The sequence below is a fragment of the Nonomuraea sp. NPDC005983 genome (assembly GCF_040614375.1).
Taxonomy (GTDB): Bacteria; Actinomycetota; Actinomycetes; order Streptosporangiales; family Streptosporangiaceae; genus Nonomuraea.
Genome location: NZ_JBEXUP010000088.1, coordinates 24,078 through 37,162, shown reverse-complemented (window position 1 = coordinate 37,162; position 13,085 = coordinate 24,078). Strand labels below are relative to the sequence as shown.

Sequence of the window (13,085 nt, the reverse complement as noted above, 5' to 3'; positions counted from 1 at the left end):
GCCGCGGTGGCGGTGGCGGGCACGGCGCTGAACGGCGCGCTGTCCGCCGCGCTCTACCCGGGAGGGCCGCGCGACCTGTCGGGGCTGCTGGCGTCCCGGCTCACCGGCGTCGAAGGGCAGGCGTGGGCGCTGTCGGGGGCGGTCGGCCAGCTCTGGTATCTGATCGCCGGCACCTGGGGGCTGGCCGGGATCGGCCTGGCGGCCGCGGCCGCGCTGACGGTACGGCGGGTCGCGCCGTTCGCCCTGCGCGTCACCGCGGCGACCCTGCTGGTCACCACGCTGGGCATCGCGTACGCCTCGTCGGCCGCGCTGCCGGACGAGCACCGCGTCGGCAACTACGTCTACGGGCGGTACCTGGCGTGCGTCGCGGTGGCGTGGCTGCTGGCGGGCCTGGTCGTGCTCGTCCGGGCCCGCCGCGCGGCCGTCCTGCGGTACGCGGCCGTGGCGGCGGGGCTGCTCGCCGCGACCGGCGGCGTGGCGGCCTGGTACGCCGGGGACCGGCTGCGGCGCTACGCGTTCATCGCCTTCGACTTCCCGGAGGTGTCGTTCCTCAGCGGCGTGCGCGACTCGCTGGACATGGTCGCCGCCTCGGCGGTCGCGCTGGCGCTGCTGGCCTGCCTGGTCGTGGCGGCCCTCGTCCCGCGCAGGACGCTGCCGGTGGTGGCCGCGCTGGCGGCGGTCAACGTGGCGTTCGTCGTGGACCTGGCGCCGAAGTCGGCGCCCGCGGGAGGCCGGGACTGGCTGCCCGCCCCGCCGCCCGGCCGGGTGGCGGTCGACTCGCGGGTGCCATGGAACGTCTGGGTCCCGCTGACGCACCGGGTGTGGTGGACGAAGCTGGAAAGGTACGACGGCGAGCACCAGGCTCCTCCCGCCCGCGCCTGCACCGCCGTGGTGCCGCCCACGGCGGGCCCGCCGCCGGCGGGCTGGACGGCCTCGGGCGACGGCGGCACCCAGCAGGGCTGGACGAGCTGGTCAGGCCCTGGCTGCGACCACCGCAACCCCTGACCCTGACGCCGTAACCTCATCGCGGACAGACCGGCGGCGTGCCCCGGCCCGCCGCAAGTACCTGGCCCCGGCCTCCTCCAGCGGGCCGGGCGGGCGTCACGCCTGCGGCCCCGACTGGTGCACGACGGGACGGACCTCCATCGCCCACTGCCGCGCGTCCGGCCAGCGCGCGGCGATCTCGACGGCCCGGTCGGGTGTGCCGTACTCCACCAGCAGGTAGCCGGCGATGTCGATCCCGCGACGCCCGCTCCGACTCCCTTGCGTCGACGCCCGCCGGGCGTCGAGACCGTCAAGGACAAGAGAGGCATCACCGTGCAGGACATCGCATCGGCAGCCGCCCCGACACGGGCCGGCCTGCGGGAGTGGCTGGGGTTGACCGTGCTCGCCCTGCCCACGCTGCTCGTGGCAGTGGACATCAACGCGCTGTTCCTGGCGCTGCCGCAGCTGAGCGCGGACCTCGGCACCAGCGGTGTCGAACAGTTGTGGATCATCGACATCTACGGCTTCATGGTGGCCGGCTTCGTGACCACCATGGGGACCCTCGGCGACCGGATCGGCCGGCGCCGCCTCCTGCTGGCGGGTGGAGCGGCGTTCGGCGTCGTCTCCGTGCTGGCCGCCTACTCGATCAGCCCGGCCATGCTGATCGCCTGCCGGACCCTGCTCGGCATCGCCGGCGCCACCCTGATGCCCTCCACGCTGGCGCTGATCACCAACATGTTCCGCGACGCGAAGCAGCGAGGCGCGGCCATCGCCGTGTGGGCCACCTGCCAGTTCGCCGGCGCCGCCCTGGGACCGGTCGTCAGCGGGATCCTCCTGGAGCACTTCTGGTGGGGCTCGGTGTTCCTGCCGGCCGTGCCGGTGATCGCCGTGCTGCTCCTCGCCGGCCCAGTGGTGCTGCCCGAGTACCGCGGTCCGGACGCCGGCCGCCCCGACCTCACCAGCGTGGCCCTGTCCCTGCTGGCCATCCTGCCGATCATCTACGGGATCAAGAACCTCGCCGCCGGAACCGACTCGCCGGCGGGGCCGATCGCGGCGATCGCGGCCGGGGGCGCGTTCGGGGCGGCGTTCGCCCGCCGGCAGCTGCGGCTCGACCACCCGCTGCTGAACCTGCGCCTGTTCGCGCAGCGGCCCTTCACCCTGGTCCTGACGGCGCTCACGCTCGCGGGCGTCGCCATGGCCGGCACGGGCCTGCTGGTCACCCAGTATCTGCAGACGGTTCTCGGCTACGCACCGGCCCAGTCCGCGCTGTGGTTCGCGCCCATGGGGCTCGCCGTGGCCCTGGGCACCCTGCTGACCCCGGCCCTCACCCGGTCGATCACCCCCAAGACGGCCATCGCGGGCGGCCTGGCCCTGTCCGCCGTCGGCGCGGGCCTGCTCGTCGCGGTCGGCAGCGGCGACGGCCCCGCGACGGCGATCGCGGGCGTCACCGTCCTGGCGTTGGGAACCGGCCCGCTGTTCGCGCTCGGTACGGCCATCGTCGTCGGGTCCGTCCCGCCTGAGAAGGCCGGGTCCGCGGCGTCGATGTCGGAGACCGCCAATTATCTGGGCGGGACGCTCGGCATGGCCGTCCTCGGCACCGTCGCCGCGGCGATCTACCATCAGCGGATGGCCGGTGCCGTCCCGGCCGACGTCCTCGGGGAGGCGGCGCGGCGCGCGCAGGAGACGGTCGCCGGCGTCGGCACCGCGGCGGCGGGCCTCCCTCCGGCGGACGCCGCCGCCCTCGTCCAGGCCGGGCAGGACGCGTTCACCAGCGGCCTGCACGCCGTCGGGCTGATCAGCGCCGCCCTGTTCACCGTCCTCGCCGCCCTCATCGCGGGCCTGTTCCGGCCGGAGCCGGCGAACCAGCACGGGTAGCGCGTTCTCGGTGGTGAGCGGCGGAGGGGAGAATGCCGGCCCGCCGGCGAAGCGGCCGTCGATGCGATCTTCCCCCGGCAGCTCCCCCGGGAGGCCGAGTTGCTGGAGGGCCACACTGCGGTGCTCAGCGGCTGTGCCCGGACGCGTCAGGCCTCTGCCCGGCACACATTCCCTTCAGCAGTGCGGTCAAGATACGCGTCAGTTGAGATTCGACGTCGACCAGCGCGTGCGCCAGCTCGGGGCGGGTTTCGTAGAGCGCACGGAGGCGGGTGCCGGGTGCGGCCATCTGCCACAGCGCCCCTGCCATGCTCGTGGCCGTGGAGATCACGTCCTGGGCCTGGCGCTCGGCGATCCCGAGCCGCTCGCGCAGCACGGTCGTCACCGAGGCGACCTCGCCCAGCACGACCTTCTTGAACGCGTAGGCAGGCCCCTGAGCGCCGCGGGCGACCCGAAGCGCGCCGGCGAGATCCTCGTCCAGGTCGTCAAGCACCCGAACCCGCCCTCGCACCTGATCCTCGGGGCCGGCGCCGTCCGGATGGCGCAGACCTATTCGCGCAGCCAGCTGGAGGAGGCGGCCGCGTGGGAGCCGGTGAGTCGATCGGCCGACTTCGATCAGAACTACCCGGTCGACCTCGTCGACCACGCACAGGAAGCAGGAGCGCGGCAATGAGGCAGCCCACGGAGAAGGTCGCGCTCGTCGCCGGCGACGACAGCGGCATGGGCGCGGCCGCGCAGACCTTCGGGGCACTCCACTACGCGGTCAACAACAGATTCCGGGCTTGATCCCATCATGGGACCGTTGGCGACGCTCTCAGCTTTCTCTAACCGCGAGGGCGTAGAACGATGTCGTGAACGAGCAAGTTGTTGCGAAAGTGCTGGTCGTCGATGACGAGCCGAACATCCGCGAGTTGCTGTCCGAGGCTCTGGAGCTGAACGGCTTCGTCGTACGGACCGCTGCGGATGGCCGCCAGGCGCTGGAGGCGGTGGCCAGGGAGCGGCCCGACGTCATCGTGCTGGACGTGATGCTGCCCGGCCTGGATGGTTTCACGGTCGCACGCAGGCTGCGTGAAGCCGGTGACAGCCCCATGATGCTCTTCCTCACCGCCAAGGACACGGTGTCCGACCGGATCGCGGGGCTGACCGCGGGCGGTGACGACTACGTGACCAAGCCCTTCAGCCTGGAGGAGGTGGTGCTGCGGCTACGGGCGATCATGCGCAGGATGCGGCCGTCGGAGGAGCAGATCGACGATGGCGTGCTGCGCTATGCGGATCTTGAGCTCGATGAGCAAGCTCACACGGTACGGCGGGCAGGGAGACGGCGACGGCGTGCTGTACAAGTCACTGGCCAGCGGCTCCTTCAGCTACAAGGGCGAGGACCAGACCGAGTACACCACCGACTTCAAGCAGATCGACAAGGTCGGCGGCAAGGACCTGCAGCCGGTCATCGACCTGGTCAAATGGGTGAACGAAGCCTCCGACGCCGAGCTCGCCAAGGGCCTTGCCGACCGCCTGGACGTGAAGCCGTTCGCCCGCTACCTGGCGCTGCAGAACCTCATGGTCAACTTCGACGACATGGCCGGTCCCGGACGCAGCTACTACCTGTGGTACGACCTGAACACCAAGAAGTTCAAGGTCATCACCTGGGACCTCAACCTCGCCTTCAACGGCGACGCCAAGAGTGGTGTGAACGACACGCTCAGGATGAGCTTCGGCCCGGGACGTCCCCAGCAGGGCCAACCGCCTCAGGGCTTCCCCCCGCCCGAGGTCGACCAGCAGGGGCGTCCAGGAGGCGACGGCATGATGCGCTTGGGCCACCCCCCTGAAGGAGAAGTTCCTCAAGAACGCCACCTTCAAGAAGCTCTACGAGGAGCAGTACCGCGCCCTGTACGCCAAGCTGCTGAGCAGCGGCGCCGCCTCCGGCCTGCTCGACGATCTCGTCGCGTCCTACAAGCTGAACGAGAGGGCCGACGCTGCCAGAGTCGACGGCGAGGCGCAGACTCTGCGCACGTTCCTGCAGACCCGTACCGAGGCACTGCGCTCCGACAAGGCGATCAGCGGCGCATAGCACCTTCGCACTGATGGTGGGGCCGGTCGTACGTCGGCGACCGGCCCCGTCGCTTCGGCTCGGCGGGGTCCGGGTCAGTTCGTCAGCGATTGGGCGTAGAACTGCGCGGGATCTGCCGCGAGCGAGGCCTTCACGTAGCGGCTCGCGTCATCGACCAGCACCTCGATCGCACCGGACTGCACGCCGTCGAGGCTGGCTCGGGCGACGTCCGCCGGGTCGATCTTCGGGACGTCGTAGCCGGCCATCATGTCGGTGTCGGCGGATCCGAGGTGCACGCCCTGCACCAGGGTCTTCTGGCCGGCGAGCTCGAGGCGGAGGCCGTTCGTCATGTTCCACTCGGCGGCCTTGGCCACGGAGTAGGCGCTCGATCCGTATTCGGAGGCGAACCACGACAGCGCCGACAAGATGTTCACGATCGCTCCCCCGCCGTTCGACGCGAGAACCCGCGCGAACGCGCGGATCACGCCGAGGGTTCCGAAGACGTGCGTGTCGAGCTCGAGCCGGATCGTGTCGAGGTCGTCGGTCAGGAGGTTCGCGCGAGTGGCGATGCCGGCGTTGTTGACGAGCAGGGTGACATCGGGGGCCGAAGCGGCCGCGTCCGTCACCGACTGCGCATCGAGGAGGTCCAGGGGCAGCACCTCAACCCGCGGGTCGGACACCTCGACCAGCTCGGGGCGGCGGGCCGTGGCATAGACCTTCGCGGCCCCGCGCACGAGCAGTTCGTCGACGAAGCGGCGGCCGATGCCGCGGTTCGCGCCGGTGACGAGTGCGATCGAGCCGGTGACATCCATGGGTTCCCCCTCTATTCGGTGGTGGACGCGGTCGCGTCCGCTCTGTCGGCTACGCTAAGCCTTGACGTTGACGTCAAAGGCAAATCGCGCGGCGATGGATGCCGATGTCTGGGACGAGAAACGAAACTGAAGGATGCACACCATGCGGATCGGCGAACTGGCCGGCAAGGCGGGGGTGAGCACCCGCGCACTGCGTTACTACGAGGAGCAGGGCATCCTCAGCTCCGAGCGCACACCGAGCGGCCAGCGGCTCTACGCGGATTCAGCGGTCGACCGCGTGCGGCTCATCCAGCAGTTCTACGCCGCCGGGCTCGGCAGCCGCACGATCGCGACCATCCTGCCCTGCGTCGACGCCGGGCACGCGGAGCCCGAGGTGATCGAAGTTCTGCGCGCCGACCGCGCTCGCATCACCGCGAGCATCGCCCAGCTCGAGGAGGCGGGGCGGAAGCTGGATCAGGTGATCGAGCTCGCCGTACGTCCGGATCCGGAGCACTGCCCACATCTGCGCGAGCACCCGACTGACAGGAACAGGGCGTCGGTCTGACTGCCGGCCTTTCGCAAGCCCAGCGACCAGTCGTACGCCGCCCAACACATGCCCACGTGAGTGCGATTCGTGCAACCTCCGCACCCAGCCCCTCAAAGATCACCAAAAGGGGATGACGTCCACGTTTCACCGCCATCGACCACGGAAAGTAGCTGAGAAGTTACTGATCGTGGCGGGAGTTCGCCGAAATCCGGCCGAATCAGCAGGGACGCCACCGGCTGCGGCACCGGAGCAAGGAGCCGGCGATCGTGCACCACCAGCCCGCCATACTTCACGAAAGGACGGGCGCATGGAGCAGACCCAGGTGTGTTTCAACGAGGACACCAACTACTCCGGCAAGGAGCACTACTACAACGAGAACGACGACGTGACGTTCAACTACCCCGAATACCTCAACGACCGGTTCAAGTCGGTCAAGGTCGGTGCCCTGGTGAAGGTGCTGGCCTGGCAGCACAGCGACGGTGGCGGCAAGCACGAGGTCTGGGAGAAGGACTGCCCCGACATCAGCGCCATCGGCGGCCTGTCGAAGTTCAAGATCATCGCTAACAGCACCCAGGCCGTCGCCGTCCGGTTCGAGAACAAGGTCGGCACCGGCCGCTACTGTCTGTACGTCAAGGCGGCGGGCGTCTCCGACGGCATGGTCAAGTCGTGCGCCGACGACCGCGAGTTCAAGCTGATCGGGATCATGCCCGCCGGCGGCTCCGCGGTGACGACCGCCATCTACGTCCGCGACGAGAAGACCGGCGAGTACCTGGACCCGGTCGGCTCGCTGCACCTGCGCTGGAACGACGAGACCAAGCAGGTCGACGTCGCCGACAGCACCAACTTCCCCAGCTACCTCAAGTGGGAGAGGGCGACGGGCAACCGGTTCGTCATCTCGCTGGAGAAGATCCCCTCACTGGCCTGACCTGGCGCGGACGAGCCCCGCCGGGAGCGTGACCGGCGGGGCTCGCCCGCGTCAGCGGATCCGGGGAGAGGTTCGCACCGCCTGGGCAGGGCCGGAGGCTCGTGCCGGCCCCGAGGCGTCGGTGGACACAGGCTCAGGGCGTGGGCGATCGGCTCCGTCGCGGATCGGCGGCCTCGCTGCGCGCGGCCGGGGCCCGGGTGGCCGCGGCGGACGCGACGGCGACCAGGGCGAGGCCGGCGAGTGCCGCCGCCGCGCCGGTGCCGCCCGCGTCGAAGAGCCGCCCCACGGCCAATCCGCCGACCACGGCGACGGCCCCCGACAGGAAGCCGAGCACCCCGAAGTAGGCCCCGAACCGGTGCGCGGGCGCGTACCTCGCTATGGCCTGGAACACCGCGGGCTGTGTCAGCCCGTTGCCCAGGCCGTTGAGGGCCGCCGCCGTGAGCAGCACGACCATCGGCCCTCCGCCCGTCGGGACGGCCATCAGCACCAGATAGCCGGCGCCCGAGCACAGCAGCCCGGCCCGCAGGACCCACGGCCGGCCGGCGCGCCCGCTGGCGGCGCACCACGGCTGCACGACGCTCGCGAGCACCGCCACCACGCACAGGAACGCCGTGGTCGCGCCCGAGCCGACGTCCTTGAGCGGGACCACGGTCATCACCTGGTCGGCCAGCAGCGTGCTCGGCGCGGCGGCCACGGCGAAGCACAGGAACGTCCGATCCCTGGCCGCCGTCGCCGCGCCGTCGAGCACGCCCGCCGGCCGCGCGGCGGCAGGCCGGTGGGGCAGCAGCAGGAAGAGCAGGGCGGCGACGGCCCACGCCGCCGCTGCCGCGCCCGCCAGCGTTGTGAACCCGCCCGCCAGCAGCGCCAACCCCGCGGGTGGGCCCGCCACCGCCGCCACCTGGCCGGCCGCCACGTACGCGGCGAACCCGCGTGCCCGTCCGCTGGGGGCCACCCCCGCGAGCAGCGACTGGGCGGCCGGGTGGAACAGCGCGCCTCCCGCGCCGAGCAGGACGGCCGCCCCCAGCAGCTCCGCGAACCCGCCCGCCGCGCCCAGCAGCGCGAACCCGGCCGCTCGCACCGCGCAGGCCAGCGCCCCGGCGCGGGCCGGGCCGATCACGTCGGTGACCGCCCCGACCGGCAGCAGCAACCCGTACTGGACGGCGATGCGCACCCCCAGCACCAGGGTGATGGTGCCGGCGAGCATGCCGAGATCGTGCCGCAGATGCGCCACCAGGTGCGCCATCACCGCGAAGAACCCGAGCGAGATGGCCAGCTGCACGCTCACGATCACGGTCACCGCCTGACGGTCGGAGGCGGCTCGGCCGGGCTTGGGCATGCGTCAGGCTTTCTGGTCGGCTCAGGGCAAGGGTGCGGCAGCTCACGCGCGACGGTGTGCCGCCGGCCCGCACGTCGAACGCGAACTCTAGCGGGGAGTCGTTCAGCCTGGCCTCCGGCGGGGGCAGACGAGCCCGGCGGCCACCCGCCACTGGGGCGTTTGATCGTCCGGGTGCGGGTAGCGGGTGACGTCCATGAGCGACGTGGAGACCGGCACCATCAGTACCAAGGTGCCCGCCCGGCTGGACCGGCTGCCGTGGTCACGCTGGCACTGGATGATCGTCATCGGGCTCGGCACCGTCTGGATCCTCGACGGGCTCGAAGTCACCATCGTGGGCAACCTGTCGGCCCAGCTCGCCAAGCCGGGCAGCGGCCTGGACATCACCCAGGCGCAGGTCGCGGGCACGGCCGCGGCACTCTACGTGGCCGGAGCGTGTACAGGGGCGCTGTTCTTCGGCTGGCTGACCGACAGGCACGGCAGGAAGAAGCTGTTCCTCATCACGCTCGTCCTCTACCTGGTGGCGACGCTGATGACCGCGCTGTCGTTCAGCGCCTGGTGGTTCTTCCTGTTCCGGTTCCTGACCGGGTTCGGCATCGGCGGCGAGTACGCGGCCATCAACTCGGCCATCGACGAGCTCATCCCGAGCCGCCACCGAGGCAGGATCGACATCATCATCAACGGCAGTTACTGGCTCGGCGCCGCGGGCGGCGCGCTGCTGACCGTCCCGCTGCTCAACCAGCTGCCGGTCAACGTCGGCTGGCGGGTCGCCTTCGGCCTGGGCGTGGTGCTCGGCGTCGCCATCCTGTTCGTCCGGCGGCACGTGCCGGAGAGCCCCCGCTGGCTGTTCATCCACGGACGCGCGCGCCAGGCGGAGGAGCTCGTCGACGCGATCGAACGCGAGGTGGGCGGTGACCTGCCGGAGCCGAAGGGCTCGGTGACCATCCACCAGCGCCGGTCCATCGGGTTCGTCCGCATCGCGCACACGATGGTGGCGCGCTATCCCAAGCGCACCGTCCTGGGGCTGTCGCTGTTCATCGGGCAGGCGTTCCTGTACAACGCGATCACCTTCGGGTACGCCCAGATACTGTCGACCTTCTTCAAGATCGACACGTACACCGGCTACTACTTCGCGGTCATCGCGGTCGGCAACTTCCTCGGCCCGCTGCTGCTCGGCAGGCTGTTCGACACGGTCGGCAGGATACCGATGATCTCGGCCACCTACATCGGCTCGGGAGTGCTGCTGCTCGGCACGGCCTGGCTGTTCGCCCAGGGGGCGCTCACCGCCGTCACGTTGACCGCCTGCTGGTCCGCGGTGCTCTTCGTCGCCTCGGCCGGGGCCAGCTCCGCCTACCTGACGGTCAGCGAGATCTTCCCGATGGAGACCAGGGCGATGGCCATCGCGTTCTTCTTCGCGGTCGGCACCGCGGCGGGCGGCATCGCCGGGCCGCTGGTCTTCGCCGACCTGGTCTCGACCGGTGTCCCCGGCGACACGGCGCTGGCGTTCGCGATCGGCGCCCTGATCATGATCGCGGCCGGGCTCGTCGAGGTGTTCCTCGGCGTCAAGGCCGAGCGCAAGGGGCTGGAGGAGATCGCGGCGCCGCTCACGGCGACGTCGGTGGAGCCCTCCGGATGACGGCAGGCCAGGTTTCCCCGGCACGCTCTACGGCGCGCTGATGCGCCTAGAGGAGCGCGGCTGGATCGAGCCGGTCGAGGGTCCAGCCAGAGGAACGGCGCGTCACGTCACAACGGGGCAAACGCCGCTTTACTCTGCCATAAACTTGGACAATTCCTTATCTTGTATGATTCGTGTCTATGAAGGTAGCTTTGTCGGCATGACCGCACCCAGGACTCCGACCACCGCCGAGGAGCTGCGCGGTGCCGGCCTGCGGGTGACGGCCGCCCGCGTCGCACTGCTCGAGACCGTCCGCGACGGTGACCACCTCGACGTCGAGGCGCTCGCCTCCGGGGTGCGCGATCGCGTAGGCCATGTCTCCCTTCAAGCCGTGTACGAGGCCCTCCACGCGCTCACCGCGGCGGGGCTCGTACGCCGCATCGAACCGGCCGGCAGCCCGGCCCGGTTCGAGGGACGCGTCGGCGACAACCACCACCACGTCGTCTGCCGGTCGTGCCGCGTCGTCGCCGACGTCGACTGCGCGGTCGGCGAGGCGCCCTGCCTGACCTCATCCCACGACCACGGCTTCTCGATCGACGAGGCCGAGGTCATCTACTGGGGCCTGTGCCCCGCCTGTTCCACCGCCGGCAGTTCCTGAGCACTGTGATCCGCCTATTCCGGAAGGATTCCCATGTCTGAGAACCATGATGCGATCGTCACAGACCTGACGATGGAGGGTGAAGGTGGCTGCCCGGTCGTGCACGGGCGCGCCGCGCACCCGACTCAGGGCGGCGGAAACCGCCAGTGGTGGCCGGATCGGCTGAACCTGAGGATCCTCGCCAAGAACCCCGCCGTGGCCAACCCCCTCGGCGAGGAGTTCGACTACGCCGAGGCGTTCAAGAGCCTTGACCTCCCGGCCGTCAAGCGTGACATCGCCGAGGCGCTGACGACCTCGCAGGACTGGTGGCCGGCCGACTTCGGCCACTACGGCCCGTTCATCATCCGGATGGCGTGGCACAGCGCGGGCACCTACCGGATCAGCGACGGCCGCGGCGGCGCCGGGGCCGGCCAGCAGCGCTTCGCCCCCCTCAACAGCTGGCCGGACAACGCCAACCTCGACAAGGCCCGCCGCCTGCTGTGGCCGGTCAAGAAGAAGTACGGCCAGAAGCTCTCGTGGGCCGACCTCCTGATCCTCGCCGGCAACGTCGCGCTGGAGTCGATGGGCTTCAAGACCTTCGGCTTCGCCGGCGGTCGTGCGGACGTCTGGGAGCCCGACGAGGACGTCTACTGGGGCCCGGAGACCACCTGGCTCGGCGACGAGCGCTACACCGGCGACCGGGAGCTCGAGAACCCCTTCGGCGCGGTCCAGATGGGCCTCATCTACGTCAACCCTGAGGGCCCGAACGGCAACCCGGACCCGCTGGCCGCGGCCCGCGACATCCGCGAGACGTTCCGCCGGATGGCGATGAACGACGAGGAGACGGTCGCCCTGATCGCGGGCGGTCACACCTTCGGCAAGACCCACGGCGCGGGCCCGGCGGACAACGTCGGCCCCGACCCCGAGGCCGCCTCGCTCGAGGAGCAGGGCCTCGGCTGGAAGAACGCCTACGGCACCGGCAAGGGCGGCGACACGATCACCAGCGGCCTCGAGGGCATCTGGACGAACACCCCGGTGACCTGGGACAACAGCTTCTTCGAGATCCTCTTCGGCTACGAGTGGGAGCTGTTCAAGAGCCCCGCGGGCGCCAACCAGTGGAGGCCGAAGGACGGCGCCGGGGCGGGCAGCGTCCCCGACGCCCACGACCCGTCGAAGAGCCACGCGCCGACGATGCTGACGACCGACCTCTCGCTCCGCGTGGACCCGGTCTACGAGCAGATCTCGCGGCGCTTCCTCGCCGACCCCGACGGGTTCGCGGACGCCTTCGCCCGGGCGTGGTACAAGCTGACCCACCGCGACATGGGCCCGATCGTGCGCTACCTCGGCTCGGAGGTCCCGTCCGAGACGCTGCTGTGGCAGGACCCGCTCCCCGCGGTGACGCACGAGCTCGTCGACGCCGCGGACATCGCGGCCCTCAAGGGCCAGATCCTCGCCTCGGGCCTGTCGGTGTCCCAGCTCGTGTCCGCCGCGTGGGCGTCGGCCTCGTCCTTCCGCGGCAGCGACAAGCGCGGGGGCGCCAACGGTGCGCGCATCCGCCTCGAGCCGCAGAGCGGGTGGGAGGTCAACGACCCCGACCAGCTGGCGACGGTGCTGGGCACCCTGGAGGGGATCCAGAAGACCTTCAACGCCGCCCAGATCGGCGGCAAGCAGGTCTCGCTCGCCGACCTGATCGTGCTCGCCGGCGGTGCCGCCGTCGAGAAGGCCGCCAAGGACGCCGGCTTCGACGTTCAGGTGCCCTTCACGCCGGGTCGCGTGGACGCCGCGCAGGAGCAGACCGACGTGGAGTCGTTCGCCGCGCTCGAGCCGACCGCCGACGGGTTCCGCAACTACCTCGGGAAGGGCAACCGGCTGCCGGCCGAGTACCTGCTGATCGACCGGGCGAATCTGCTGACCCTGAGCGCCCCCGAGATGACGGCCCTCGTCGGTGGTCTCCGCGTCCTGGGCGCGAACTCCCAGCAGTCGCCGCTCGGCGTCTTCACCGCGACCCCCGGGTCGCTGACGAACGACTTCTTCGTCAACCTGCTCGACCTGGGCACGACGTGGAAGGCGACGTCCGAGGACGCGAACACGTTCGAGGGTCGCGACGTCGCCACGGGCGAGGTCAAGTGGACCGGCAGCCGTGCAGACCTCGTCTTCGGGTCGAACTCCGAGCTGCGCGCGCTCGCGGAGGTCTACGCGAGCGATGACGCGAAGGAGAAGTTCGTGAACGACTTCGTCGCGGCGTGGGGCAAGGTGATGAACCTCGACCGGTTCGACCTGGTCTGATGGATGACGGCGTCCAGGCCGGCCGCGCCGGCCGGCCTGGACGTCCTC

11 protein-coding genes and 2 pseudogenes are annotated in these 13,085 nt (G+C 70.8%); 10 read left to right on the top strand and 3 right to left on the bottom strand.

Annotation, left to right across the window (positions count from 1 at the left end; translation table 11 throughout):
* Both ABZ297_RS31205 and ABZ297_RS31200 read left to right on the top strand, forming a co-directional pair.
* Window positions 1–1,005 (top strand): annotated as a pseudogene (locus ABZ297_RS31205) (hypothetical protein); the annotation flags it as partial.
* 312 nt (window positions 1,006–1,317) lie between these two features.
* Entirely contained in the window at window positions 1,318–2,859 is a 1,542-nt protein-coding gene (locus ABZ297_RS31200; RefSeq protein WP_355353417.1) for an MFS transporter, read from the top strand.
* Between the two features lie 124 nt (window positions 2,860–2,983).
* On the opposite strand, the gene ABZ297_RS31195 is transcribed toward ABZ297_RS31200, so the two are convergent.
* Complete coding sequence (locus ABZ297_RS31195; protein WP_355353414.1) at window positions 2,984–3,349, bottom strand: hypothetical protein; 366 nt, start codon at window positions 3,347–3,349, stop codon at window positions 2,984–2,986.
* 45 nt (window positions 3,350–3,394) lie between these two features.
* On the opposite strand from ABZ297_RS31195, the gene ABZ297_RS31190 reads away from it, so the two are divergent.
* From ABZ297_RS31190 to ABZ297_RS31180, 3 genes and pseudogenes are all read left to right on the top strand, one after another.
* Entirely contained in the window at window positions 3,395–3,529 is a 135-nt protein-coding gene (locus ABZ297_RS31190) for a hypothetical protein (protein WP_355353411.1), read from the top strand.
* Between the two features lie 178 nt (window positions 3,530–3,707).
* A pseudogene (locus tag ABZ297_RS31185) lies at window positions 3,708–4,049 on the top strand (response regulator); the annotation flags it as partial.
* Between the two features lie 91 nt (window positions 4,050–4,140).
* On the top strand, window positions 4,141–4,938 hold the full coding sequence (locus ABZ297_RS31180) for a CotH kinase family protein (RefSeq protein ID WP_355353408.1): 798 nt from the start codon (window positions 4,141–4,143) through the stop codon (window positions 4,936–4,938).
* 60 nt (window positions 4,939–4,998) lie between these two features.
* On the opposite strand, the gene ABZ297_RS31175 is transcribed toward ABZ297_RS31180, so the two are convergent.
* Complete coding sequence (locus ABZ297_RS31175; RefSeq protein ID WP_355353405.1) at window positions 4,999–5,715, bottom strand: SDR family oxidoreductase; 717 nt, start codon at window positions 5,713–5,715, stop codon at window positions 4,999–5,001.
* Between the two features lie 142 nt (window positions 5,716–5,857).
* On the opposite strand from ABZ297_RS31175, the gene ABZ297_RS31170 reads away from it, so the two are divergent.
* Together ABZ297_RS31170 and ABZ297_RS31165 are read left to right on the top strand one after the other, a co-directional pair.
* On the top strand, window positions 5,858–6,259 hold the full coding sequence (locus tag ABZ297_RS31170) for a MerR family transcriptional regulator (protein ID WP_355353402.1): 402 nt from the start codon (window positions 5,858–5,860) through the stop codon (window positions 6,257–6,259).
* Between the two features lie 289 nt (window positions 6,260–6,548).
* Window positions 6,549–7,166 carry a beta/gamma crystallin domain-containing protein gene (locus ABZ297_RS31165; protein WP_355353399.1) on the top strand — a complete coding sequence of 206 codons (618 nt, stop codon included), beginning with the start codon at window positions 6,549–6,551 and terminating at the stop codon, window positions 7,164–7,166.
* 133 nt (window positions 7,167–7,299) lie between these two features.
* On the opposite strand, the gene ABZ297_RS31160 is transcribed toward ABZ297_RS31165, so the two are convergent.
* Window positions 7,300–8,463 carry an MFS transporter gene (locus tag ABZ297_RS31160; protein WP_355353396.1) on the bottom strand — a complete coding sequence of 388 codons (1,164 nt, stop codon included), beginning with the start codon at window positions 8,461–8,463 and terminating at the stop codon, window positions 7,300–7,302.
* A 232-nt stretch (window positions 8,464–8,695) separates the two neighbouring features.
* On the opposite strand from ABZ297_RS31160, the gene ABZ297_RS31155 reads away from it, so the two are divergent.
* The 3 genes from ABZ297_RS31155 (at window position 8,696) to katG (ending at window position 13,037) form a co-directional block, all read left to right on the top strand.
* On the top strand, window positions 8,696–10,135 hold the full coding sequence (locus ABZ297_RS31155) for an MFS transporter (RefSeq protein WP_355353393.1): 1,440 nt from the start codon (window positions 8,696–8,698) through the stop codon (window positions 10,133–10,135).
* A 199-nt stretch (window positions 10,136–10,334) separates the two neighbouring features.
* Window positions 10,335–10,772 carry a Fur family transcriptional regulator gene (locus ABZ297_RS31150; protein ID WP_355353390.1) on the top strand — a complete coding sequence of 146 codons (438 nt, stop codon included), beginning with the start codon at window positions 10,335–10,337 and terminating at the stop codon, window positions 10,770–10,772.
* Between the two features lie 33 nt (window positions 10,773–10,805).
* Window positions 10,806–13,037, top strand: coding sequence for a catalase/peroxidase HPI (gene katG / locus ABZ297_RS31145; RefSeq protein ID WP_355353387.1), 2,232 nt, complete (start codon window positions 10,806–10,808; stop codon window positions 13,035–13,037).
* Window positions 13,038–13,085 lie beyond the last annotated feature (48 nt).